The sequence below is a fragment of the Micromonospora sp. DH14 genome (genome assembly GCF_029809455.1).
GTDB classification, from domain to species: Bacteria; Actinomycetota; Actinomycetes; order Mycobacteriales; family Micromonosporaceae; genus Micromonospora; species Micromonospora parva.
Genome location: NZ_JARVKT010000030.1, coordinates 56,769 through 78,726, shown reverse-complemented (window position 1 = coordinate 78,726; position 21,958 = coordinate 56,769). Strand labels below are relative to the sequence as shown.

22 protein-coding genes are annotated in these 21,958 nt (G+C 70.6%); 14 read left to right on the top strand and 8 right to left on the bottom strand.

Translation table 11 applies throughout. The features are described from left to right. Nucleotides 1-229 precede the first annotated feature (229 nt). Complete coding sequence (locus tag QCZ28_RS28025) at nt 230-1,438, bottom strand: DUF349 domain-containing protein (protein WP_279519435.1); 1,209 nt, start codon at nt 1,436-1,438, stop codon at nt 230-232. 150 nt (nt 1,439-1,588) lie between these two features. Between QCZ28_RS28025 and QCZ28_RS28020 the strand changes: the two genes are divergently transcribed. Genes QCZ28_RS28020 through dapF form a run of 3 tightly spaced genes read left to right on the top strand, consistent with a single transcriptional unit; the run spans nt 1,589 to nt 4,120 of the window. Then, complete coding sequence (locus QCZ28_RS28020; RefSeq protein ID WP_279519434.1) at nt 1,589-2,356, top strand: hypothetical protein; 768 nt, start codon at nt 1,589-1,591, stop codon at nt 2,354-2,356. Beyond that, nucleotides 2,353-3,267 carry a tRNA (adenosine(37)-N6)-dimethylallyltransferase MiaA gene (gene miaA / locus QCZ28_RS28015; RefSeq protein WP_279519433.1) on the top strand — a complete coding sequence of 305 codons (915 nt, stop codon included), beginning with the start codon at nt 2,353-2,355 and terminating at the stop codon, nt 3,265-3,267. The genes QCZ28_RS28020 and miaA overlap by 4 nt, the downstream gene beginning before the upstream one ends. A gap of 7 nt (nt 3,268-3,274) precedes the next feature. Then, nucleotides 3,275-4,120, top strand: a complete 846-nt coding sequence (gene dapF / locus QCZ28_RS28010; RefSeq protein ID WP_279519432.1) for a diaminopimelate epimerase — start codon at nt 3,275-3,277, stop codon at nt 4,118-4,120. A 155-nt stretch (nt 4,121-4,275) separates the two neighbouring features. Here the strand turns inward: dapF and QCZ28_RS28005 are convergent, their stop codons facing one another. After that, on the bottom strand, nt 4,276-5,742 hold the full coding sequence (locus QCZ28_RS28005; protein WP_279519431.1) for an NAD-dependent malic enzyme: 1,467 nt from the start codon (nt 5,740-5,742) through the stop codon (nt 4,276-4,278). Nucleotides 5,743-5,925: 183 nt separating this feature from the next. On the opposite strand from QCZ28_RS28005, the gene hflX reads away from it, so the two are divergent. Next, a complete protein-coding gene (gene hflX, locus QCZ28_RS28000) occupies nt 5,926-7,380 on the top strand; it encodes a GTPase HflX (RefSeq protein WP_279519430.1) in 1,455 nt (484 codons plus the stop codon). Between the two features lie 50 nt (nt 7,381-7,430). Continuing rightward, nucleotides 7,431-9,137 carry a hypothetical protein gene (locus QCZ28_RS27995; RefSeq protein ID WP_279519429.1) on the top strand — a complete coding sequence of 569 codons (1,707 nt, stop codon included), beginning with the start codon at nt 7,431-7,433 and terminating at the stop codon, nt 9,135-9,137. 73 nt (nt 9,138-9,210) lie between these two features. Here the strand turns inward: QCZ28_RS27995 and lexA are convergent, their stop codons facing one another. Next, on the bottom strand, nt 9,211-9,996 hold the full coding sequence (gene lexA, locus QCZ28_RS27990) for a transcriptional repressor LexA (RefSeq protein ID WP_091400540.1): 786 nt from the start codon (nt 9,994-9,996) through the stop codon (nt 9,211-9,213). A gap of 541 nt (nt 9,997-10,537) precedes the next feature. On the opposite strand from lexA, the gene nrdR reads away from it, so the two are divergent. The 4 genes from nrdR (at nt 10,538) to QCZ28_RS27970 (ending at nt 15,608) form a co-directional block, all read left to right on the top strand. Further along, the gene (gene nrdR, locus QCZ28_RS27985; protein WP_210858234.1) at nt 10,538-11,038 is read left to right on the top strand and encodes a transcriptional regulator NrdR; all 501 of its coding nucleotides are present in this window, start codon (nt 10,538-10,540) and stop codon (nt 11,036-11,038) included. 34 nt (nt 11,039-11,072) lie between these two features. Beyond that, the gene (locus tag QCZ28_RS27980; protein WP_279519428.1) at nt 11,073-13,979 is read left to right on the top strand and encodes a vitamin B12-dependent ribonucleotide reductase; all 2,907 of its coding nucleotides are present in this window, start codon (nt 11,073-11,075) and stop codon (nt 13,977-13,979) included. A gap of 201 nt (nt 13,980-14,180) precedes the next feature. Continuing rightward, nucleotides 14,181-14,486, top strand: coding sequence for a hypothetical protein (locus QCZ28_RS27975; protein ID WP_279519427.1), 306 nt, complete (start codon nt 14,181-14,183; stop codon nt 14,484-14,486). A gap of 171 nt (nt 14,487-14,657) precedes the next feature. Further along, nucleotides 14,658-15,608, top strand: coding sequence for an NADPH:quinone oxidoreductase family protein (locus QCZ28_RS27970; RefSeq protein ID WP_279519426.1), 951 nt, complete (start codon nt 14,658-14,660; stop codon nt 15,606-15,608). Between the two features lie 175 nt (nt 15,609-15,783). Here the strand turns inward: QCZ28_RS27970 and QCZ28_RS27965 are convergent, their stop codons facing one another. The 3 genes from QCZ28_RS27965 to QCZ28_RS27955 all read right to left on the bottom strand — a co-directional run bounded on the left by QCZ28_RS27965 (nt 15,784) and on the right by QCZ28_RS27955 (nt 17,136). Continuing rightward, nucleotides 15,784-15,993: a DNA-binding protein gene (locus QCZ28_RS27965; RefSeq protein WP_279519425.1), complete on the bottom strand. Its 210-nt coding sequence runs from the start codon at nt 15,991-15,993 to the stop codon at nt 15,784-15,786. Between the two features lie 119 nt (nt 15,994-16,112). Continuing rightward, nucleotides 16,113-16,313, bottom strand: coding sequence for a DUF397 domain-containing protein (locus tag QCZ28_RS27960; protein ID WP_279519424.1), 201 nt, complete (start codon nt 16,311-16,313; stop codon nt 16,113-16,115). Beyond that, a complete protein-coding gene (locus QCZ28_RS27955) occupies nt 16,294-17,136 on the bottom strand; it encodes a helix-turn-helix transcriptional regulator (RefSeq protein WP_279519423.1) in 843 nt (280 codons plus the stop codon). Before QCZ28_RS27955 ends, QCZ28_RS27960 begins: the two co-directional genes overlap by 20 nt. A gap of 143 nt (nt 17,137-17,279) precedes the next feature. Here QCZ28_RS27955 and QCZ28_RS27950 point away from each other — a divergent pair, with 143 nt between their 5' ends. The 3 genes from QCZ28_RS27950 to QCZ28_RS27940 all read left to right on the top strand — a co-directional run bounded on the left by QCZ28_RS27950 (nt 17,280) and on the right by QCZ28_RS27940 (nt 18,038). Further along, nucleotides 17,280-17,468: a hypothetical protein gene (locus QCZ28_RS27950; RefSeq protein WP_279519422.1), complete on the top strand. Its 189-nt coding sequence runs from the start codon at nt 17,280-17,282 to the stop codon at nt 17,466-17,468. Then, a complete protein-coding gene (locus tag QCZ28_RS27945; RefSeq protein ID WP_279519421.1) occupies nt 17,465-17,644 on the top strand; it encodes a hypothetical protein in 180 nt (59 codons plus the stop codon). The genes QCZ28_RS27950 and QCZ28_RS27945 overlap by 4 nt, the downstream gene beginning before the upstream one ends. Nucleotides 17,645-17,855: 211 nt before the next feature. Continuing rightward, on the top strand, nt 17,856-18,038 hold the full coding sequence (locus QCZ28_RS27940; protein ID WP_279519420.1) for a hypothetical protein: 183 nt from the start codon (nt 17,856-17,858) through the stop codon (nt 18,036-18,038). Nucleotides 18,039-18,085: 47 nt separating this feature from the next. On the opposite strand, the gene QCZ28_RS27935 is transcribed toward QCZ28_RS27940, so the two are convergent. Continuing rightward, on the bottom strand, nt 18,086-18,985 hold the full coding sequence (locus QCZ28_RS27935) for a bifunctional 5,10-methylenetetrahydrofolate dehydrogenase/5,10-methenyltetrahydrofolate cyclohydrolase (RefSeq protein WP_279519419.1): 900 nt from the start codon (nt 18,983-18,985) through the stop codon (nt 18,086-18,088). 235 nt (nt 18,986-19,220) lie between these two features. On the opposite strand from QCZ28_RS27935, the gene QCZ28_RS27930 reads away from it, so the two are divergent. After that, a complete protein-coding gene (locus QCZ28_RS27930) occupies nt 19,221-19,790 on the top strand; it encodes a sigma-70 family RNA polymerase sigma factor (RefSeq protein ID WP_279519418.1) in 570 nt (189 codons plus the stop codon). Nucleotides 19,791-19,800: 10 nt separating this feature from the next. Further along, the gene (locus tag QCZ28_RS27925) at nt 19,801-20,772 is read left to right on the top strand and encodes a CU044_5270 family protein (protein ID WP_279519417.1); all 972 of its coding nucleotides are present in this window, start codon (nt 19,801-19,803) and stop codon (nt 20,770-20,772) included. Between the two features lie 29 nt (nt 20,773-20,801). Here the strand turns inward: QCZ28_RS27925 and QCZ28_RS27920 are convergent, their stop codons facing one another. Further along, nucleotides 20,802-21,914: an FAD-dependent monooxygenase gene (locus QCZ28_RS27920; RefSeq protein WP_279519416.1), complete on the bottom strand. Its 1,113-nt coding sequence runs from the start codon at nt 21,912-21,914 to the stop codon at nt 20,802-20,804. Nucleotides 21,915-21,958: the final 44 nt, after the last annotated feature.

Below are 21,958 nucleotides of genomic sequence, written 5' to 3'. Positions count from 1 at the left end.
GCCCTCGCCCCCGCCCGCGCCGTCCCGGCGCCGCCCGCCCGTCCCCGCGGTCCCGCCTTTCGGCAAGATCCGCGCAACATCAGGGATGTTGCTGTCTACCGGTCGCCGGAGGCAGCAACATCCCTGAACTTGCGCGGATCTTGGCCCCGGCGGCGCGGTCGGGTGTGGGTTGGACACGCGGGAGCCCCCCGGTCCCGAGAGGGACCGGGGGGCTCCGGACGTCGTCAGCTCAGCCGGCCTGCTCGGCGAGTTGCAGGAACTGCCGCTTGGAGGCGAGGGCCTGCTCGGCCTCCTTGATCCGGCGCGCGTCCCCGGCGCTCTGCGCCCGGGCCAGCCGGTCCTCGGCCTCCGCCACCTGCGCCCGCATCTGGGCGAGCAGCGGGTTGTCCTCCTTGGTGGTGCGACGCCACGCCGAGTCCATCACGTCACGGACCTTGTCGTCGATGGCGCGCAGACGCCGCTCCAGCCCGGCGGCCGCCTCGCGGGGCACCCGACCGGCCTCGTGCCACTGGGCCTGGACCTCCCGCAGCTTGGCCTGGGCGCCCTTCGGGTCGGCGTCGATGTCCAACGCCTCGGCCTCGGCGAGCAGGGCCTGCTTGCGCTCCAGGTTGCCGCGCTGCTCGTTGTCGCGGGCGGAGAAGACCTCACTACGCCGGCTGAAGAAGGCGTCCTGCGCTCCCCGGAACCGTTCCCAGAGCTTCTGCTCGGCCTCCTTGGAGGCGCGCGGAGCGGCCTTCCACTGGGTCATCAGGTCCTTGAGCTGGTTTGCCGTGGCGGCCCAGTCGGTGGAGTCCTGAAGCTTCTCCGCTTCGGCGACCAGCTCCTCCTTGACGGTCTGCGCCTGCTTGCGCTGCGAGTCCAGGGAGGCGAAGTGGGCGCCACGGCGGCGGGTGAAGCCGTCCCGGGCGGCGGCGAACCGCTTCCACAGCTCACCGTCGGCCTTCTTGTCGACCCCACGGATGGTCTTCCACTCGTCGAGGATCTCCTTGAGCCGGTCCCCGGCGGTCTTCCAACCGGTGGACTCGGCGGCCAGCTTCTCGGCCTCCTCGACCAGGGCGGTCTTGCGGGCCAGGGCCTCGACGCGCGCGGCGTCCCGGGCGGCACGCGCCTCGCCGGCCTTCTCCTCGGCGAACGTCGCCAGCTTGTCCAGGCGTGCGGCCAGCGCGTCGATGTCGCCGACCACGTTGGCCTCGGGCAGCGTCGCGCGGATCCGCCGGATCGTGCTCAGCGAGTGCCCGGCGTCCGCCGCACCCGACTTGAGCCGCGCCTCGGTCAGATCCACCTCGGTCACCAGGTCGGCGAAGCGACGTGCGAAGTGTGCCAGGCCCTCCTCCGGTGCTCCCGCCTGCCAGGATCCGACCACCCGCTCGCCCTCGGTGGTCTTGACGTACACGGTGCCGTCCGCGTCCACCCGTCCGAAGGCAGTCCAGTCGCTCATGTGCCCATCCTCGTTCTCCCGGCGTCGAGGGATCGATCCCCCGTCGCCGCCACGGCGCAGCCAAGTTGCTTCCGGCATTGTCACAGGTCCGACCCGGTCCGCGTCGAGCGCCTATCGCCGACCGTGACCATACGGTGTCCTAGTGGCCGAATGACCGGATCGGCTCGGAGACGCACCGGGGATTCCCGCTACGGTGAACGGGTGCCACTGCTCGCCGCCGCCGTCTGCCCGCATCCGCCCCTGCTCGTGCCCGAAGTGGCCGGGTCAGCGGCCCCCGAGCTGGACGATCTGCGGGCGGCCTGTGACACCGCCGTACGCCGGCTGTTGGCCACCGATCCGGACATCGTGGTGCTGCTGGGCACCGGCCCGGTGACCGGCCCGATCCGCACCCCGGCGACCGGGTCCCTCCAGCCCTGGGGCGTCGACCTGGACGTGCCGCTGGTGTCCGGCCAGCCCGACCGGGGCGCGGTGCTGCCGTTGAGCCTGACCATCGGCGCGTGGCTGCTGGCCCGCCACGACCCCCGGGTTCCGGTGACCGCCGTGCAGGTGGCCGCCGACGCCGGCCCGGCCGAGCTGGCCGCGCTCGCCGAGCAGGTCGACGCCGCGGGTGACCGGGTGGCGGCGCTGGTGCTGGGAGACGGGTCGGCCTGCCGGGGAGAGAAGGCACCCGGGTACGACGACGCGCGTGCCCTCCCGTACGACCAGGGGGTTGCCGCGGCGCTGGCCGACGCGGACCTGGACGCCCTGCTCGACCTCGACCCGGTGGTGTCGGCGGAGCTGAAGGCCGCCGGTCGCGCCCCCTGGCAGGTGCTGGCCGGCGCGGCCCGCGCGGCCGGTCCAGCGTGGCGCGGCGAGTTGCTGCACGACTCCGTCCCCTACGGTGTGGCCTACTTCGTGGCGTCCTGGGAGCGGGCGTGACCAGCGGCACGGTCGTCGCGGTGGTCGGCCCGACGGCGGCCGGCAAGTCGGCGCTGAGCATCGCGTTGGCGCACGCCCTGGACGGCGAGGTGGTCAACGCCGACTCGATGCAGCTCTACCGGGGCATGGACATCGGCACCGCCAAGCTGACGGTCGCCGAGCGCGACGGTGTGCCGCATCACCTGCTGGACATCTGGGAGGTCACCGAGCCGGCGAGCGTCGCGGAGTACCAGCGGCTGGCGCGCGCGGCGGTGGACGACATCCTGTCCCGGGGGCGGGTGCCGCTGCTCGTCGGTGGCTCCGGGCTGTACGTGCGGGCGGTGCTGGAGCGCTTCGAGTTTCCGGGCACCGACGCGGCGCTGCGGGAGCGGCTGGAACGGGAGTTGGCCGAGGTCGGCCCGGCCCCGCTGTACGCGCGGCTGCGCGCCGCCGACCCGGCCGCCGCCGAGAGCATCCTGCCGGCCAACGGGCGTCGGATCGTGCGGGCCCTGGAGGTGATCGAGTTGACCGGCGCGCCGTTCGCCGCCTCGCTGCCGCAGCCCACGCCGTACTACCCGTCGGTGCAGCTCGGCGTCGACCTGGACACCGGGCTGTTGGACGAGCGGATCGCGGTGCGGGTGGACCGGATGTGGGCCGACGGCCTGGTGTCCGAGACCCGTGAGCTGGTCGGGCGCGGGCTGCCCGAGGGGCGCACGGCGAGCCGGGCGCTCGGCTACCAGCAGGTGCTGCGCATGTTGGCCGGCGAGTTGACCGAGGCGCAGGCGCACGACGAGACGGTCCGGGCCACCCGGCGTTTCGTCCGCCGGCAGCGGTCCTGGTTCCGGCGCGACCCGCGGATCAACTGGCTGGACTCGGCGACCCCGGACCTGATCGGGGCCGCCCTGCGCCTGGTGCCGGCCGAGACGCGATAATGGGGGCGTGGAGTTCACCAAGGGCCACGGCACCGGCAACGACTTCGTCCTCCTTCCCGACCCGGACGGTCAGCTCGACCTGACCCCGGAGCTGGTCGCGGCGCTCTGCGACCGGCGTCGGGGCGTCGGCGCGGACGGCGTACTACGGGTGGTCCGCGCGGCCAAGCATCCGGACGGCGCAGGTCAGGCCGGCGAGGCCGAGTGGTTCATGGACTACTGGAACGCCGACGGCTCGTTCGCCGAGATGTGCGGCAACGGCTCCCGGGTCTTCGTGCGCTACCTGCTCGACACCGGCCTGGCCACGCCCGCGGGCGCGGCGCTGCCGGTGGCCACCCGGGCCGGCGTCGTGCGCGCCCTGGTCGAGGGCGACGCCGTGTCCGTCGAGATGCGCCGACCCCGGGTGTACGACAGTTCCGCCGCCACCCTCGGCGGGCTGACCCTGACCGGCGCGGTGGTGGACGTCGGCAACCCGCACCTGGTCTGTGTCCTGCCGGCCGGCGTGGAGTTGTCGGAGCTGGACCTGACGGTCGCGCCCGGGTTCGACAGGGAGGTCTTCCCGAACGGGGTGAACGTCGAGTTCATCGTGGCGGGCGACCCGGTCGACGGCACCGACGGGCACACCCTGATGCGGGTGTACGAGCGCGGCAGCGCCGAGACCCTCTCCTGCGGCACGGGTGCCTGCGCGGTGGGCGCGGTGGCCCTGCGCGACGCCGGCCGGGACACCGGCGTGGTGGCCGTGGACGTGCCCGGCGGCCGCCTCACGGTGACCGTCACCGAAAACTCGTGCTGGCTCTCCGGCCCCGCCGTCCTGGTAGCCACCGGCGAGATCAACCCCACCGCCCTGCACCCCTAAACCAAACCCGCCCCGCCCCGCCACCCCGTCGGGAGCACGGTCGCCCCCTTGGGGCACCGCGTCGATCATGAAGTTATTGCCAGCCTCCTCGGCGTGTCGTGGCAACAACTTCATGATCGACGGAGTGGGGTGGGCTGGGGTGGGGGTGGTTCCTGTTAGGGGGTTGCGCTGGCGTTTGCCGCGATCTCGGGGAGGTCGGCCGGGCCGGGGTCGGCGGCCGGGAGCGGGCTGGGGTTGTGCGCGGCGGCGCGGACGGCGGCGGCGACCGCCGGGGCGACCCGGGAGTCGAAGACGCTCGGCACGATCACCGTCGGGTTGATCTTGTCTTCGCCGACCACGTCCGCGATGGCCTGGGCCGCCGCGATGGCCATCTCCTCGGTGAACTCCTCGGCGTGCGCATCCAGCATGCCGCGGAACACTCCGGGGAACGCGAGCACGTTGTTGATCTGGTTCGGCTGGTCCGAGCGGCCGGTGGCGACCACCGCGGCGTGCTTGCGCGCCTCCCGGGGGTCGACCTCCGGGTCCGGGTTCGCGAGGGCGAAGACGATCGAGTCCTTGGCCATCTGCGCGATGTCCTCGCCGGTGAGCAGGTTCGGCGCGCTGACCCCGATGAACACGTCGGCGCCCCGGATCGCGCCGGGCAGGTCGCCGGAGTAGTTCTCCTTGTTGGTGTTCTCCGCCAGCCACTGCCAGGCCGAGTTGAGCCCGGTCAGCCCACGGTGCAGGGCACCCTCCCGGTCGTACGCGATGATGTCGCCGACGCCCTGGCGCAGCAGCAGCTTCATGATCGCGGTGCCGGCCGCGCCGGCTCCGGAGACGACCACCCGGACGTCCTCCAGCCGCTTGCCCACCACCCGCAGCGCGTTGGTCAGCGCGGCCAGCACGCAGATCGCGGTGCCGTGCTGGTCGTCGTGGAAGACCGGGATGTCCAGCGCCTCGCGCAGCCGGGCCTCGATCTCGAAGCAGCGCGGCGCGGCGATGTCCTCCAGGTTGATGCCGCCGTACGCCGGCGCGATCGCCTTGACGATCTGCACGATCTCGTCGGTGTCCTGGGTGTCCAGCACCACCGGCCAGGCGTCCACCCCGCCGAAGCGCTTGAACAGCGCCGCCTTGCCCTCCATCACCGGCAGCGACGCGGCCGGGCCGAGGTTGCCCAGGCCGAGCACCGCCGAGCCGTCGCTGACCACCGCGACGGTGTTGCGCTTGATGGTCAGTCGCCGGGCGTCGGCCGGGTTCTCGGCGATCGCCATGCAGACCCGGGCCACCCCCGGCGTGTACGCGCGGGACAGCTCGTCGCGGTTGCGCAGCGCGACCTTCGAGGTCACCTCGATCTTGCCGCCCAGGTGCAGCAGGAACGTCCGGTCCGACACCTTGCGCACGTCCACGCCGTCCAGCGCGGTCAGCGCCTCGACCACCTGGTCGGCGTGACCGGCGTCGGCGGTGTCGCAGGTCAGGTCGACGATGACGCTGTTCGGGTCCGAGTCCACCACGTCCAGCGCCGTGACGATCGCCCCGGCCTCGCCGACCGAGGTGGTGAGCCGGCCGATCGAGGACGCGTCCGCGGTCACGGCGATCCGGATGGTGATCGAAAATCCGGCGCTGGGCAGTCGGGTGATGGCCACGGGATCCCTCCGTAACGGCTGTGCGGCCGCTCGGCCGCCGCCCGCATTTCTACCGGGTTGTCGGTGCCGACCAGCATTCGCCCCCACTTTTGGCGACCTTCACCATGGGCATATAGCAGGTGCGTTCGGCGTTGTGTCATGTCAGGATTACGTTCTACTTATCAAAACGGACAGGAGAACCGCTTGCGAGACCAGGAGAGCTTTGTCCCCGTCGAGGACGAGCTCGACGACGTCACCACCGGCGAGATGGAGCTGTCGGAGCGGCAGTCCCTCCGACGCGTCCCGGGCCTGTCAACCGAGCTCACCGACGTCACCGAGGTGGAATACCGCCAGCTGCGGCTGGAGCGGGTCGTCCTGGTGGGCGTCTGGACCGAAGGCACAGTCACCGACGCGGAGAATTCCCTGACCGAGCTGGCCGCGCTGGCCGAGACCGCCGGTTCGCAGGTGCTCGAAGGGCTCATCCAGCGGCGGACGCGACCCGACCCGGCCACGTACATCGGCCGCGGCAAGGTCGACGACCTGGGCGCGGTGGTCCTCTCCACCGGCGCCGACACCGTCATCTGTGACGGTGAGTTGTCCCCGTCGCAGCTGCGCAACCTGGAGCAGCGCACCAAGGTCAAGGTTGTCGACCGGACGGCGCTGATCCTCGACATCTTCGCCCAGCACGCCAAGAGCAAGGAAGGTAAGGCGCAGGTCGAGCTGGCCCAGCTCGAATACCTGCTGCCCCGACTCCGCGGTTGGGGTGAGACGCTCTCCCGGCAGACCGGTGGTTCCGGCCGGGGCGGCGGCGCCGGCGGCGGTGTGGGTGTCCGTGGTCCCGGTGAGACCAAGCTGGAGACCGACCGGCGGCGCATCCGTCACCGCATCTCCCGGCTGCGCCGCGAGATCAAGAGCATGAAGACGGTACGCGTGACCAAGCGCGCCCGCCGCTCCCGCAACGCCGTTCCCGCGGTCGCCATCGCCGGCTACACCAACGCCGGCAAGTCCAGCCTGCTCAACCGGCTGACCGGCGCAGGAGTGCTGGTGGAGAACGCGCTGTTCGCCACGCTGGACCCGACGACCCGAAAGGCCACCGCCTCGGACGGTCGGCTCTACACCCTCTCCGACACGGTCGGCTTCGTCCGGCACCTGCCGCACCAGATCGTCGAGGCGTTCCGCTCGACGCTGGAGGAGGTCGCCGAGGCGGATCTGGTGGTGCACGTCGTCGACGGCACCCACCCGGATCCGGAGGAGCAGGTCCGGGCGGTGCACGAGGTGCTCGCCGAGGTGGGCGCGGACCGGCTGCCCGAGCTGTTGGTGGTCAACAAGACCGACGCCACCGACGAGGACACGCTGCTGCGGCTCAAGCGGCTCTGGCCGGACGCGATCTTCGTGTCCGCGTACTCAGGTCGGGGCATGGACGAGCTGCGCGCGGCGATCGAGGAGCGGCTGCCGAGCCCGGCCGTGGAGGTCCGGGCAGTGCTGCCGTACGACCGGGGCGACCTGGTGGCCCGGGCGCACCGCACGGGTGAGGTGCTCAGCACGGCGCACCTGCCGGAGGGCACCCTGCTGCATGTGCGCGTCGGCGCGGAGTTGGCGGCGGAGTTGGCGGCGTTCGACGTGGAACGGCAGGAGCAGGTGGCCGGCAGCCGGTCCTGACCGGCCACGGCGTCATCCACCGGAAACGCGCGGCATGCGACACTGGCCGAATGCGCCGCGTTGTTTCCTCGGTCACGGTTGCCCTCGGCCTGTTCGGGGCAACCGTGGCGCTCGCCGGAGTCGCCGCGGCGGCTCCCGCCCCTGGGTCGTCCGGGCCGCCCGCCGCCAACCCTGGCCAGAAGCGATGCACGATCACCGACGAGCGCCTACGGGAGCTGTCCGGGCTGGTCGCCACCAAGACCGGCTACATCGTCATCAACGACGGCACCGAGGTCGCGGCACGCAAGCGGATCTTCTTCCTCGACAGCAAGTGCAAGATCTCGTCGAAGGAGCCGGTCCGCTACTCGGGGCAGGGTCCGTTCGACACCGAGGATCTCGCCCTGTCCAAGGACGGCAAGACCCTCTGGATCGCCGACACCGGTGACAATCCCGACTCGAAGGAGCGTCGCAGCCGCGTCGCGCTCTGGTCGATGCCGGTCACCGGTTCCAAGCTGCCGACGCTGCACCGGCTCTCCTACCCCGAGTCGAAACCGCACGACGCCGAGGCGCTGCTCATCGGCGACGACGGGAAGCCGCTGATCATCACGAAGGTGACCAGTGGCAAGGCCGAGATCTACACGCCGTCGGCGGCCCTGAAGAGCGGGGACACCGACCCGGTGCCGCTGCAGAAGGCCGGCGATTTCACGCTGCCGAAGACCCAGACGGAGAACCCCCTCAACACGTTCGGCCGGATCGCCATCACCGGCGCGTCCCGGACCGCTGACGGTTCCCGGGTGGTCCTGCGCACCTACGCGGACGCCTTCGAGTTCGACGTGACCGATGGTGACATCGTTGCCGCGCTCACCACCGGCAAGCCGCGGGTGACGCCGCTGGCCGACCCGTTCGGTGAGGCCATCAGCTATTCCTCGGACGGGAAGTCGTTCCTCACCGTCTCCGATGCGGGCCGGTTCGCCGAGGACGAGCCGCTCGACATCCTCAGCTACACCCCGTCCACCTCCACCGCGGTGCCACTGGCCCCGGAGGAGGGCGGCAAACCGGCTGCCTCGAAATCCTGGACGGACGGGTTGAGCCTCGACGACATCACATATCTGGTCGGGGCGGTCGGGCTGATCGGCCTGCTGTTGGTCGCCGCCGGCATCTTCGGCATCGTTCGCGCGCGGCGTCGTCCGCCGTCCGCCGACCCGTCCGACACCTCGGATCCCGACGACGACCCGTTCGGGCCGCGCGGCGGCCGTGCCGACGACGACCGCAGGGGCGGTGTCTACGGTGGCGGCGCGCCGGCCGGCGGCGCGGTCTACGGCGGGGGCGCGGGTCGCGGCGGCCCGGCCCCGGCCGGTGGTGCCGTGTACGGCGGTGGCCCTCGGCCGGCCTCGGCCGACGGTGGCTACGGTGCGCCAGCACCGGGTGGCGCCGGCGTGTACGGCGGCGGACGTCCCCCGGCCGGTGGCGGCGGTCGGCCCCCCGTCAGTGGTGGCGCTCGCCCACCGGGTGGTGGCGGTCGGCCTCCGGCTGGCGGCGGTCGCCCGCACGGTGGCGGTGGTCGCCCACAGGGCGCGGGCGGTGGTCGTCCCGGCGGTGGGGTGTACGGCGGCGGCGACGGCGGTCAACCCGGTCGCGCGGAGCCGCCCCGACGTGGTGGGCAGGAGCCCGACTACCGGGGTCAGCGGCCCGCTCGCCGACGCGACGACGACGCACCCAACGACCCGTACGGGCAGTATCCCGGTGGCGGTCGCGGTCACCGGGGCGACCGCTACTGATCAGCGCTGAGGCGCTCACCCGCCCGTGACGAGCGGTGCGGGTGAGTGCCGTCGGCACCCACCCGCCGATCGGTCAGATCCTGCGGAGCACCGCCACGACCCGGCCCATGATGGTGGCGTCATCGCCGGGGATGGGGTCGAAGGCAGGGTTCTGAGGCATCAGCCAGACGTGCCCGTCGCGCCGCCGGTAGGTCTTGACGGTCGCCTCACCGTCGAGCATCGCGGCCACGATCTCGCCGGAGTCGGCGGTCGGCTGCTGCCGGACGACCACCCAGTCGCCGTCGCAGATCGCCGCGTCGAGCATCGAGTCGCCCTTGACCTGGAGCATGAAGACCTCGCCCTCACCCACCAGCTCGCGGGGGAGCGGGAAGATGTCCTCGACGGCCTGCTCGGCGAGGATCGGCCCACCGGCGGCGATCCGACCGAGCATCGGCACGTACGCCGGGGTGGGTCGTTGTGCCCTCGACAGCTCGTCGTCGATCGCCTCGCTGGGGGCGCGGACGTCCACCGCGCGCGGCCGGTTCGGGTCGCGCCGCAGGAAGCCCTTCTTTTCCAGCTCCTTGAGCTGGTAGGCGACGCTGGACGGCGACACCAGGCCGACCGCCTCGCCGATCTCGCGGACGCTCGGCGGGTAGCCGTGTCGTTCCACCCAGGTGCGGATGAACTCCAGGATGCGGCGCTGGCGGGCGGTCAGGTCGACCGTCGCCGGGTCGGGGAAGGCGCTGACCACCGGGGTGACCGGGCGCACGGCGGGCTGGCCCGTCCGGCTGCGCGCGGCGCTGCGGCGTCGGGTGGCCGGCGGGCCCGCCTCGGTGATCTGCTGCGGGCTCTTCGGCCGGCTGGCCCGGTCCTCGGTCACGTCCGTCCTCCCTGGTCGGCGCTGGGTGCCTCGTCGGCTCGTGGTGCGTGCGGTGGTGCCACGTTGTTCATGACCGTATAGGTGAGATCAGTCATTTTCAAACATCTGTACGACCTCTCACCGGCGTGTCGGGGTGAAAAAGCGCTCCGGTCGTACGGATGTTCTGATAAATGGTACGTCAGGTCGAACTGGTGTTCGATCGTCGGCTGTTTTCCGGCCCGGTTCTGGCTTCCTGGCCGATAACCCGGGCGGGGTCGGGGCGTTGGGTCTTCGGGCGCGTTGCTGGGCGTGGATGGCCGGATGGTCCGTGACGCGCCGGACACGCCGGCCAACTTGACCCGGCTTCCTCGGCGACATACGGTCGACCCCTAGATGTAGTAGTGACACGGGCGTAAGTTGCCTACAGGTTGGGTTCGACTACCGACCGCACTCCCGTAATGTCGATCACGGCGGGCGTCATCCGAGGATGGCACCGTCGCGGTGAGGCGTGCCCGGAAGTGTCCGGTGTGCTCGCAGTTGATCATTTTTAAGGAGGTGGGCGATGCGGTGTCCGTACTGCCGGCACGCTGACTCCCGGGTGGTCGACTCGCGGGAGGCCGACGACGGCCAGCTCATCCGACGGCGGCGTTCCTGCCCGGAGTGCGGCAAGCGGTTCACCACCGTCGAGGAGGCGGTCCTCGCGGTCGTCAAGCGCAGCGGGGTGACCGAGCCGTTCAGTCGCACGAAGATCATCGGCGGGGTGCGTAAGGCGTGCCAGGGCCGGCCGGTGGACGACGACTCCCTCGCGCTGCTCGCGCAGCGGGTGGAGGAGACGGTCCGGGCCAAGGGAGCCGCCGAGATCCCCAGTCACGAGGTGGGCCTGGCGATCCTGGGTCCGCTGCGCGACCTGGACGAGATCGCCTACCTGCGGTTCGCCAGCGTCTACCGCTCGTTCGACTCGCTCGCCGACTTCGAGCGCGAGATCGAGACGTTGCGGGCCGCGGCGCGAGCCCGGGAGCAGGGCCGGGCCGATGCGGTTGAGGCCGCCGGCCGTACCAGCTGAGTCTTCACGGTTTTTCGAGAGATTGGGACGCGCGGTGGGGCACCGCGCAGACGAGGGGGGCGACGGCGTGACAACTAGCCGTTCACGAAGCAAGGCAGGCACGGGGCTGAAGATCGACCGGGTGTGGACGACGGAGGGGGTCCACCCGTACGACGAGGTCTCCTGGGAGCGCCGTGACGTCGTGATGACGAACTGGCGGGACGGCTCGATCAACTTCGAGCAGCGGGGGGTCGAGTTCCCGGAGTCGTGGAGCGTCAACGCGGCGAACATCGTCACCACCAAGTACTTCCGGGGCGCGGTGGGGACCCCGGAGCGGGAGTGGTCGCTGCGGCAGCTGATCGACCGGGTGGTCACCACCTACCGCACCGCCGGTGAGGACTACGGCTACTTCGCCAGCCCGGCCGACGCCGAGGTCTTCGCGCACGAGCTGACCTGGATGCTGCTGCACCAGGTGTTCAGCTTCAACTCGCCGGTCTGGTTCAACGTCGGCACGCCGTCGCCGCAGCAGGTCAGCGCCTGCTTCATCCTGGCCGTCGACGACTCGATGGACTCGATCCTCGACTGGTACAAGGAGGAGGGGCTGATCTTCAAGGGTGGCTCCGGCTCCGGGGTCAACCTGTCGCGCATCCGCTCGTCCCGTGAGCTGCTCTCCTCCGGCGGCAACGCCTCCGGCCCGGTCAGCTTCATGCGCGGCGCGGACGCCTCGGCCGGCACCATCAAGTCCGGCGGCGCGACCCGCCGGGCGGCCAAGATGGTCATCCTCGACGTCGACCACCCGGACATCCAGGAGTTCGTGGTCACCAAGGCGCGCGAGGAGGACAAGATCCGCGCGCTGCGCGACGCCGGGTTCGACATGGACCTCGGCGGCTCCGACATCGTCAGCGTGCAGTACCAGAACGCCAACAACTCGGTCCGGGTCTCCGACGAGTTCATGTCGGCGGTGGAGAACGGCAAGGGCTTCGACCTGCGCGGCCGGCTCGACGGCTCGGTGATCGAGACCGTCGACGCCAAGAACCTGTTCCGCTCCATCTCGCAGGCCGCCTGGGAGTGCGCCGACCCGGGCCTGCAGTACGACGACACGATCAACGACTGGCACACCTGCCCGGAGACCGGCCGGATCACCGCGTCGAACCCGTGCTCGGAGTACCTGCACCTGGACAACTCCTCGTGCAACCTCGCCTCGCTCAACCTGATGAAGTTCCTCCGCGCCGACGGTGGCTTCGAGGTGGAGAAGTTCGTCAAGTCCGTCGAGTTCGTCATCACCGCGATGGACATCTCGATCTGCTTCGCGGACTTCCCGACCGACAAGATCGGTGAGACGTCCCGCGCCTACCGGCAGCTCGGCATCGGCTACGCCAACCTCGGCGCCCTGCTGATGGCCACCGGCCTGCCGTACGACTCGGACCAGGGCCGCTCGGTCGCCGCGGCGATCACCTCGCTGATGACCGGCACCGCCTACCGCCGCTCGGCCGAGCTGGCCGGCGTCGTCGGCCCGTACGACGGTTACGCCCGCAACGCCGAGCCGCACAAGCGGGTCATGCGCAAGCACGCGGCGGCCAACGACGAGATCAAGCCGACCAGCCCGGTGGCCACCGCGATCGTCCGCGAGGCGACCAAGCAGTGGACCCAGGGCAACAAGATCGGTGACAAGTTCGGTTGGCGCAACGCGCAGGCGAGCGTCCTGGCCCCGACCGGCACCATCGGCTTCATGATGGACTGCGACACGACCGGCGTGGAGCCGGACCTGGCGCTGGTCAAGTTCAAGAAGCTGGTCGGCGGCGGCTCGATGCAGATCGTCAACCAGACGGTGCCGCGCGCCCTGCGCAGCCTCGGCTACCCCGAGGAGCAGGTCGAGGCGATCGTCGAGCACATCGCGGACCACGGCCACGTTGTGGACGCCCCCGGCCTCAAGCCGGAGCACTACCCGGTCTTCGACTGCGCGATGGGCGAGCGGACGATCGCCCCGATGGGCCACGTGCGGATGATGGCGGCCATCCAGCCGTTCGTCTCCGGCGCGATCTCCAAGACGGTCAACATGCCGGAGGCGGCCACCGTCGAGGACGTCGAGAAGATTTACTTCGAGGGCTGGAAGCTCGGCCTGAAGGCGTTGGCGATCTACCGCGACAACTGCAAGGTCGGCCAGCCGCTCTCGGTGGCGAAGAACAACAAGGCCACCGAGCCGGCCGCCGTCGAAACCGCAGCCGCCGCGCCGGCCGCGGTCGAGAAGGTCATCGAGTACCGGCCGGTGCGTAAGCGCCTGCCGAAGAAGCGCCCGTCCGAGACGGTCAGCTTCTCCGTCGGTGGCGCCGAGGGTTACCTGACCGCGTCGTCCTACCCGGACGACGGCCTCGGTGAGGTCTTCCTCAAGATGTCCAAGCAGGGCTCCACCCTGGCCGGCGTGATGGACGCCTTCTCGGTGGCCATCAGCATCGGCCTCCAGTACGGCGTGCCGTTGGAGACGTTCGTCAGCAAGTTCACCAACATGCGCTTCGAGCCGGCCGGCATGACCGACGACCCGGACGTGCGGATGGCCGCCTCGGTGATGGACTACATCTTCCGTCGCCTGGCACTGGACTTCCTGCCCTACGAGCGCCGCGCCGAGCTGGGCATCTTCACCGCCAGCGAGCGGGCCGCCCAGCTGCGGGCCGAAGCCGACGCGGAAGCCGCCGCCGTCACCGGCGCGGACCTCACCGCGATGGCGTCGTCCGCGCCGGTCGAGGCCCCGGCCAAGACCGAGGCGGTCGCCCAGCCGGCCCAGGAGATGGCCGACGTGGCCGCCGCCAAGCCGGCTCCGACCGTGGGTTCCAGCACCGAACTGCTGGAGGCCGTGATCGGCAAGGCCGCCGACGCGCCGCTCTGCTTCACCTGCGGTACGAAGATGCGCCCCGCCGGTAGCTGCTACGTCTGCGAGGGCTGCGGCTCCACCAGCGGCTGCAGCTGACGTACGCAATAAGCGCTGCCCCGGCTCCCCTTCTGGGAGGCCGGGGCAGCGCCGTTTCCAGGCTCCGGGGAGCCCGCTCATGATGAGCGGGCTCCCGAAACGGCCCAGCGGGGCCCTCACGTTCAACTGCAGCCGCGCGGATCGTGGCTGGAACAGTGCACCGGCCCGCGTCGGTCTGCCGCCTCAAGCGAGGATTCCGTCATGGCACACCTACCCGAGGACGTTCGGGCATCGCTTCGATTCTTCGCCTTCTACCTGGCGAACGGCACTCTCGTCCTGGACTTGCTCGAGGACTTCGATTACCGACCAGTCGTCATGGCGCACGGATCGGGGCTGGAGCAGGTGTTCGCCATCTTTGCCAACGTTCTGGACGTCAACGAGGCGGGCGAGGTGACCAACTACGGCGATGCGGAGTATCGAGCCGCCCAGTGGATCCGTCGCTGCTGCGACGACAGCTACGAAGTGGACCCTCCGTTCGCCGGTTGGGAACTCGAGCTGCCGCTATAGCCATCGCGGGTTCTGAGGGATCCGCCCCCTGCGTACCCAACTCGGCCCGTACGCATACCAGCCGGCCCCAAGGACACCGTCAGGCCTGGCAACGCGCGACTCGCGGCAGAAGCGGATGATCGATCATGCTGCGTTGGCCGGTTACTGCGGGCGCGGTGTACGTTGTTGATCATGCGAGCTGTGCAGTGCGCCCGCTTCGGCGGTCCCGAGGTTTTGAACCTTGTCGACGCGCCGGAGCCGGTGACGGTCGATGGTCAATTGCTCGTCAACGTGAGTGCGGCAGGGGTCAACTTCGCCGACACCAGCCGCATTGCCGGGTCGTATCGTCCGGTGCCGGAGCTACCGTTCACCCCGGGCACTGAGGTGGTCGGGCGGGCGACTGACGGTCGCCGGGTGCTCGCACCGATTTTCGGCGGTGGTGGCTTCGCTGAGCGGGCGGTCGTGGAAGACGCGGACGCCGTTGCGGTGCCCGACAGGGTGGGCGACGCCGAGGCGCTCGCGCTTCTCGTCCAGGGCCTGACCGCCTGGCATGTATTGAAGAGTTGTGCGCGGATGCGCGTCGGTGAGACCGTTGTCGTCAACGCCGCGGCCGGTGGTGTCGGCTCGCTTGCTGTGCAACTCGCCAAGCACTTCGGTGCCGGGCGTGTGATCGCGACAGCCTCTACGGACGCTCGACGTGACCTGGCCCTGTCCTTGGGTGCGGACGTCGCCGTGTCCAGCGACCCGGACTGTTACGCCGAGCGGGTCCGGGAGGCCAACGATGGCATGCCGGTGGACGTTGTGCTCGAGTCGATCGGCGGCCGCGTGTTCAGCGCCGGCCTCGAGATCCTGGGGAACTTCGGACGTCTGGTCAGCTTCGGGAATGCCTCCCGCCAAAGCTATCCACCTGTCGATCCGAGTGCCCTCGCGGAACGCAACACCGCCGTGATGGGCTTCTGGCTACGCCCGGCCCTCACCGTTCCCGGCGCCTACGCGGAGCCGTTAGCCGAGATGTTCGCGCTGACCGCTGCCGGAGTGCTGAAGCCGATGGTCCATGCGGCATATCCCCTTGAGGACGCCCGCCGCGCCTTCGAGGACCTCGTCGCCCGCAGAACCACTGGCAAGGTAACCCTGCGTCCCTGAGATTTGAGCCCGATCACCCGTCGCGATGCCGTGAAGCCCCGCGAGCCTCGTCCCGCTAACCGACGCACTACTTTCGGCCAGAAGCGGATGTGCCCTACACCCGGTTCTGGCTGGCTGTAACGGAACGTCACTGGCGGAACCGGTCCAGCGTGGCGTGCCGATAGGTGCCATCGGATCAGCCCTCGTGGTCGCCCTCGGTTGGGCGTGGTGGGCGATTGTGCTTGGCCCATTCGTCCACCTCGTTCGCGTCCCAGATCGTCGTCCCGATCAGGCGGGCCATCGGCTCAGGGAAGCCGGGTCGGCGGGTGATCTGCAGTACCCGCTGCCTCGACACGTTGAACAGGCCAGCCAACTCGCCAGGCCCGTACAAGCGTGGTCGCTTCACAGCCTGATCGTAGGTGCGCGCTGGGCAGCGCCGGGGGCCGGCGTCGCTAAAACCGAGACAGCAACGAGTGGAGCGGCAACTTCGACACAGGCGCCGCCGGGCGGTGGGGGCTCCGCTTGCTAGCGCTTCAATTCAGAGAGAAACGTCGACCAGGCTGCGGCGTCGAACCGAAGAGTTGGGCCCAGTTGGTCCTTGCTGTCTCGGACCTCCGCGGCTTGCCCGTCACGCCTGACCTCGACACAGGCGCCGTTGCCGCCACTGCGGGTGCTCTTGCGCCACTGCGAGTCCACTGGCCGCCTCCTACATGTCGGGCTCCGCATCCTGGATGGTCTTGATCATTGCGATTGAGTCGCTGGGAGACAAGGCCGAGGCGCGCAGGCTGTTGAAGACCACGGTACAACGCCTCACATCGTCACCTTCCGCGTAGAGGTCGCCCGTGATGCCCTCGATGTAGACGACTCCGGGTCCGCCCGCGAAGTTGAGGATGTGGAAGCTCGACACCATTGAGGCGTAGGCGCCCGCCCGGAACGGGATGACCTGAAGGGTGACGTTCCAGCGCTTGCTGGCCTCGAGCAGTGCGGACAGTTGTTCAGCCATGACGGCCGCTCCGCCAATTTGTCGGTGCAGTACCGCCTCGTCGAGCACGGCCAACAGCCGCAGCTTCCCTGTCGCGATCAGCTCCTGGCGTTGCATTCGGACGGCGACTCGACGCTCGACCGCCTCGGGTGAGGGCTCCAGCGCGTCCTCGCTGGTCAAGGCTCGGGCGTAGTCCTCTGTCTGGAGTAGCCCTGGGACGACCAGCGTCTCGAAGTTGTGTACCTCTTCGGCCGCCGACTCCAGGCCGATGTACTGGCGGTACGACGACGGCAGGTCGCCGTACTTCGCCCACCAGCCTCGCTGTTTGCCGGTCTTCGCCATTGACAGGAGCGTGTCGCGCAGCTCGGCATCGGTGACGCCGTATCGATCAAGCAGGGCGTTGAGCGCGGGCGCCTTGATGCCAACGCGCCCGGCTTCGATGCGTCGGAGCGTGCTCGCCGAGACCTCGATGACGTCGGCAGCCTGTTCGGCCGTGACGCTGGCCTCTTCGCGCACCCGGCGGAGCTGCGCGCCGAGCTGGAAGCGAACGAAGGTCGGACTCTCCATGGCGATCATTGTGCCGCCAACGCTGCCGCCCAGGATCGCCGGACACGCCCAAGCGCTATGACCGGTGGTCGTTGACCATCTAAATATGCGCGCGCAAAATGAGCGGGCAATCGAGCGTCCAAGGAGGATCGTCGGGAGGTCTGATGCCGGATCGGGTGCCGTACGACGACTACCTGCTGGCGGTGGCGCTGACCTTGGCTCGGCGGCATCGACCGGTCTGGTCGTGGCAGCGGTGGCGGCGGATCTGCCGATGTGGCGCCGACCTGCCGTGCCGAGCCCGGCACCGCATCCCGATCCGGCGAGGCCACTGGCCAGGGGAGGAGCAGGAGTGACCGAGGATCAGGCCGGACGAATCTTGTCCGTGCACCTGCCCGGCGTTGACGGGCTCTGCGCCGGCTGTCGCTGGTGGTGGGCGCGGCTGTCCCCGTACCCCTGTTATCAGGCGGAATGGGCGGCCCGCTGGCACGCCCGGTCGGCCATCCGGCGCTTTCTGGATGGTCTGCCGTGACCACCCACGGCCCGGTCCTTCCGGTGTGGACCTGCGGCGGTTGCAGTGCCCCTTGGCCCTGCCGGACCCGACGCACGGAGCTTCGTGCCGAGTTCGACGGCGCGCCTGTGTCGTTGGCCCTCTACATGGGGTCCTACCTGGTGTGGGCGGCCGAGGATCTGACCTGGGTGCCCGCCGGGCTGCTGCACCGGCGTTTCCTGGGCTGGGTCCGGTGAGTCTGATCCGGCGGGGCGATGAGCGGTTCCACTACAGCGACAACTCGCACAAGTGGATCCCGCCGGACCCGGACTACGACCAGGACGTCTGGGACGAGATGGTCCGGCAGCACCAGCTCCAGCACCTGGAGGAGATTTCCAACCGCAGAAAGCCGGCCCGATCGCCTGATGCTGAGTAGCTGTGGACGACCGGGCGGTTCAGCATCAAGCGATCTCGGCGACCGGGCTACTGGTTCGCGCGTTCCGCGGCGCGTACCGCGTTGCGGAACAGCATCGCGACGGTGGTCGGGCCGACCCCGCCGACCCGGGGCGTGATGGCGCCGGCGACCTCGGCGCACGCCTCGTCCACATCGGGCAGGAGTCGCCGCCCGTCGTAGCGGACGCCGGCGCCGATGACGACCGCGCCGGGCTTGACGTGCTCAGGCTGAACGATCCCGGGTACGCCGGCGGCGGCGACGAGGATGTCGGCGCGGCGGGTGTAGCGGTCCCAGTCGGGCACGCCGGTGTGCACGACGGTGACGGCGGCGTTGGCGGTCGGGCGCTTCTGGGCGAGCAGCATGGCCAGGGGACGGCCCAGGGTGGCGCCCCGGCCGAGGATGACGACCTCGCGACCGGCGACCGGGATCTCGTGGTACGCCAGGAGGGCTTCGATGCCGGCGGGGGTGCACGGCAGCGGGCCGGGCAGGCCGACGGCGAGGCGTCCCATGTTGAGCGGGTGCATGCCGTCGACGTCCTTGTCCGGGTCGATGGTCTGCAGCGCCGCGTCGTAGTCCAGGTGCCCCGGTACGGGGTACTGCACGAGCAGGCCGTGCACGGCCGGGTCGCTGTTGAATCGGGCGATGGCCTGGTGCAGTTCGGCCTGGGTGGCGGTGGCCGGCAGGTGAACGTGCGGGGAGGCGAACCCGAGCGCGGCGGCCTGACGCTGCTTGATGGCGATGTAACCGGCGCTGGCGTCGTCGTCGCCGACGAGGATGGTGGCGAGGCTCGGTGTGATGCCGCGCTCGCGCAGACGGGTGGCGGCAGCTGCGGTTTCGGCCAGGACGGCTGCGGCGACGGGTGCGCCCGGCAGGAGTCGGGCCGTGGCCGACGGGTTGTGGTTGTCGACGGATGGGCTGGTCGTGGTCATGATGGTTCCTCGACGCAGGCGCCCAGGCGGTCGACGCCCGCGAGAGGCTCCCCGATGGTTTCACCATCCCCGTGCCGCCAGTCGCCGGTGCTTCGATAATGCCGCATCACCAGGGCGGTTGCCCAACGGGACCGGCAGCGCCGCGTTCCGCCCCGGGCGGGAAGCAGCATCACGGCGTAACACCAGCGCTCCGCCGTACGAAGAAGGGGTGTGAAGGCGCGAGAGAGGACGGCCCGTGAGTGAGCCCGACGAGGCCGATGATGACATTTCCGGCATCGGCACCGATCCGGTGGCCTTCGAGGTGTTCTACCGGCGGCACCTGGAGGCGGTGGGCCGGTTCGTGGCGCGGCGGGTCGACGATCCACACCTCGCCGCCGACCTCACCGCCGACGTGTTCCTGGCGGTGATCGAGTCGGCGGCCGGCTACCGGCCGGACCGGGGTAGCCAGATCGGCTGGCTGTACGGGGTGGCCCGCAACGTCATCGGCGACGAGCGGCGTCGGGCGGCCCAACGGCTGCGGGTCGCCGGTCGTCTGGCCGGGCGGCGGGACCTGGGCCCCGATGACATCGCCCGGATCGAGGAGCGGATCGACGCCGAGCAGGCCGCCCGCCGCACGTATCGGGCGCTGGGCGACCTCCCCGAGGGCACCCGGACGCTTGTCGAACTCGTCGCCGTGGACGGCCTCACCGTCGTGGAGGCGGCGACAGTGCTCGGGATGTCGCCGGTCGCCGCCCGGGTCCGCCTGCATCGCGCCCGCCGCGTCGTCCGCGCCGTGCTCACCCGCCCTGCCAGCACCCTCGCCTGAGGAGACGGAGATGACGATGAACGAGACCGAACGGTCGCCGCAGGGGTTCGAGGAGCAGCTTCTCAGGGATCTGACCGCGCACGTGGCCCATCGGGGGGAGGCGGCGTCGGAGGCCCGTCCCGCAGGACGCCGCGCCCGGTTTCTGCGCGGTTGGCGCCTCGCCGGGGCGTTCGGGCTGGCGGTGACGTTGACCGCCGGTGCGCTGGTGGTCCAGACGATCAGACTGGGTGATCAGCCGCCGCCGACGGCCAGCGCGTCGGAGATCTTCCATCTGGCGGCCGACGCCGCCCGGCAACAGCCGGAGCTCACCGCCCGGCCCGACCAGTACGTCTTCACGGAGATCCTGGCGACGACCCGGGAGTTGCCGGACAGCGGCCCGTACCTGACGATCCGGACCCAGCTGTGGCAGTCGGCCGGTGGGGTTGCCTACACGCAGGGGCGCTACCGGCCGGAGAGCGACCCGGGCGGGTGGACCGCGCTGAGGGAGCTCCGCATCGACGATCCCTCCGATCCCGATCGGGAACTCGACGCGTTCCAGCCGCCCGCGTACCACGGCGACCTGCCCACCGACCCGGACGCGCTGCTGCGGTACCTCCGGGAGCACCCGGTCGACCTGCACCTTTCCGAAGGCGCCGACGAGGAGGCCGTGTACGGGGACGAGAGCATGGCGTACACCACCGCGCGGTCGATGCTCCGCGGTTACGTGCCACCCCGAGCGCTGGCGGCGCTGTACGAAGTGCTCGCGCGGGAGCCCGGCGCGGTGGTCATATCGGGTGACGTGGTGGACGCCGCCGGTCGGCACGGGGTGGCGATTCGGATGCCCGGGGTGATCGGTGGGAACGTGGACCTCATCTTCGATCGGGACTCCCACGTCTACCTCGGCACCCGCAACTCGGTGATACGTGGTGGCAAGGAGTCACTGGAGTCGGCGGCCGCGTTCCTGCGGATCGCCATCGTCGACAGGCCGGGCCAGCTGCCGTGAGCGGGCTCGTCCCGGCTGCGTCCGACCGGTCAGGGCTGGGCGAACAGCGGCCCGTAGTTCGAGCGGAACATCTGCTCGCCGAGGCGGCGCATCACCACGTCGCGCAGCGCGGGCGGGAGCCCGGTGGCCTTGTCGCGGCGGTGCGTCTGGCTGAGCACCCAATTCGTCCGCGGGCGGCGTCGCGCCTCGAAAGCGCGTAGCGCGTCGGCGACGGAATCGGCGGCGGCCAACGACGAGGCGAGCACGACAGCGTCCTCCAGCGCCATCGCCGCACCCTGGGCCATGTTCGGCGAGGTGGCGTGGGCGGCGTCGCCGACCAGCAGCACCGGCCCCCGGGCCCAGGAGTCGAGCGCCACCTCCTGGTTCGGCCCGGCGTGCAGGGTGCTGTCGTCGTAGTCCAGGGCCTTGAGCATGGTGGCCACCGGCTCGCTGTACGTCGCACCCAGTTCGTCTCGCCAGCCGGGCCGCTCGGCCACCGGGCCGTCGTTGTAGTAGCAGTACGTCTGCTCGGCGCTGATCGGGATCGTCAGGAACTGCCTCCCGCGCCCCAACTGCACCGACCAGACCGGCTCGTCGTCGATCCGGGGAGCGACCCACCGGTACGCGTACTGGCCGAGGTCGCGGGCGGCCTGGCCGTCGAAGGCGAGCCGGCGGATGGTGGAGTGCACCCCGTCCGCGCCGATCACCAGGTCGTACCGGTCGGTGCTGGTGTCGTCGAACTCGACGGCGACCTGGTCGCCCTCCTGCAACAGCGCGACCGGCTGGCGGCCCCAGCGGATCGGGGCGTCGCCGACGCCGTCGAGCAGCGCCCGGTGCAGCTGTGCCCGGGGCAACGACACGCACGGCCCGACGCCCCGCCAGAGCGCTGCCACGTCGATGTCGAAGAGGCGACGCCCGCGCTGGTTGGTGCTGCGCTGCCGGGTGATCTCCACGGCGACGTCGGCGACCGGCTCGCGCAGACCGAGGACGTCGAGCATCCGGGTCGCGTTGCCGGTGAGGTAGATCCCGGTGCCGGAGTCGGTCGGCCCGGTCGCCCGCTCGACCACGTCGATCGTCGCGCCCCACTCGCGCAGCGCGGCCACCGTCGCCAGTCCGGCGACACCTCCGCCGACGATCAGTACCCGGACACCCGCACCCCGCACGACCCGTTCCTCCCCGTTGCTCCTGCCCGCTGAGCTGCTGCTCA

What these genes read in the sequence shown, in the direction of transcription:
- QCZ28_RS28025 (WP_279519435.1), bottom strand. Translation starts at nt 1,438, where the DNA reads ATGAGCGACTGGACTGCCTTCGGACGGGTGGACGCGGACGGCACCGTG.
- QCZ28_RS28020 (WP_279519434.1), top strand. Translation starts at nt 1,589, where the DNA reads ATGACCGGATCGGCTCGGAGACGCACCGGGGATTCCCGCTACGGTGAA.
- QCZ28_RS27995 (WP_279519429.1), top strand. Translation starts at nt 7,431, where the DNA reads ATGCGCCGCGTTGTTTCCTCGGTCACGGTTGCCCTCGGCCTGTTCGGG.
- nrdR (WP_210858234.1), top strand. Translation starts at nt 10,538, where the DNA reads ATGCGGTGTCCGTACTGCCGGCACGCTGACTCCCGGGTGGTCGACTCG.
- QCZ28_RS27975 (WP_279519427.1), top strand. Translation starts at nt 14,181, where the DNA reads ATGGCACACCTACCCGAGGACGTTCGGGCATCGCTTCGATTCTTCGCC.
- QCZ28_RS27970 (WP_279519426.1), top strand. Translation starts at nt 14,658, where the DNA reads ATGCGAGCTGTGCAGTGCGCCCGCTTCGGCGGTCCCGAGGTTTTGAAC.
- QCZ28_RS27960 (WP_279519424.1), bottom strand. Translation starts at nt 16,313, where the DNA reads ATGCGGAGCCCGACATGTAGGAGGCGGCCAGTGGACTCGCAGTGGCGC.
- QCZ28_RS27955 (WP_279519423.1), bottom strand. Translation starts at nt 17,136, where the DNA reads ATGGAGAGTCCGACCTTCGTTCGCTTCCAGCTCGGCGCGCAGCTCCGC.
- QCZ28_RS27950 (WP_279519422.1), top strand. Translation starts at nt 17,280, where the DNA reads ATGCCGGATCGGGTGCCGTACGACGACTACCTGCTGGCGGTGGCGCTG.
- QCZ28_RS27935 (WP_279519419.1), bottom strand. Translation starts at nt 18,985, where the DNA reads ATGACCACGACCAGCCCATCCGTCGACAACCACAACCCGTCGGCCACG.
- QCZ28_RS27925 (WP_279519417.1), top strand. Translation starts at nt 19,801, where the DNA reads ATGACGATGAACGAGACCGAACGGTCGCCGCAGGGGTTCGAGGAGCAG.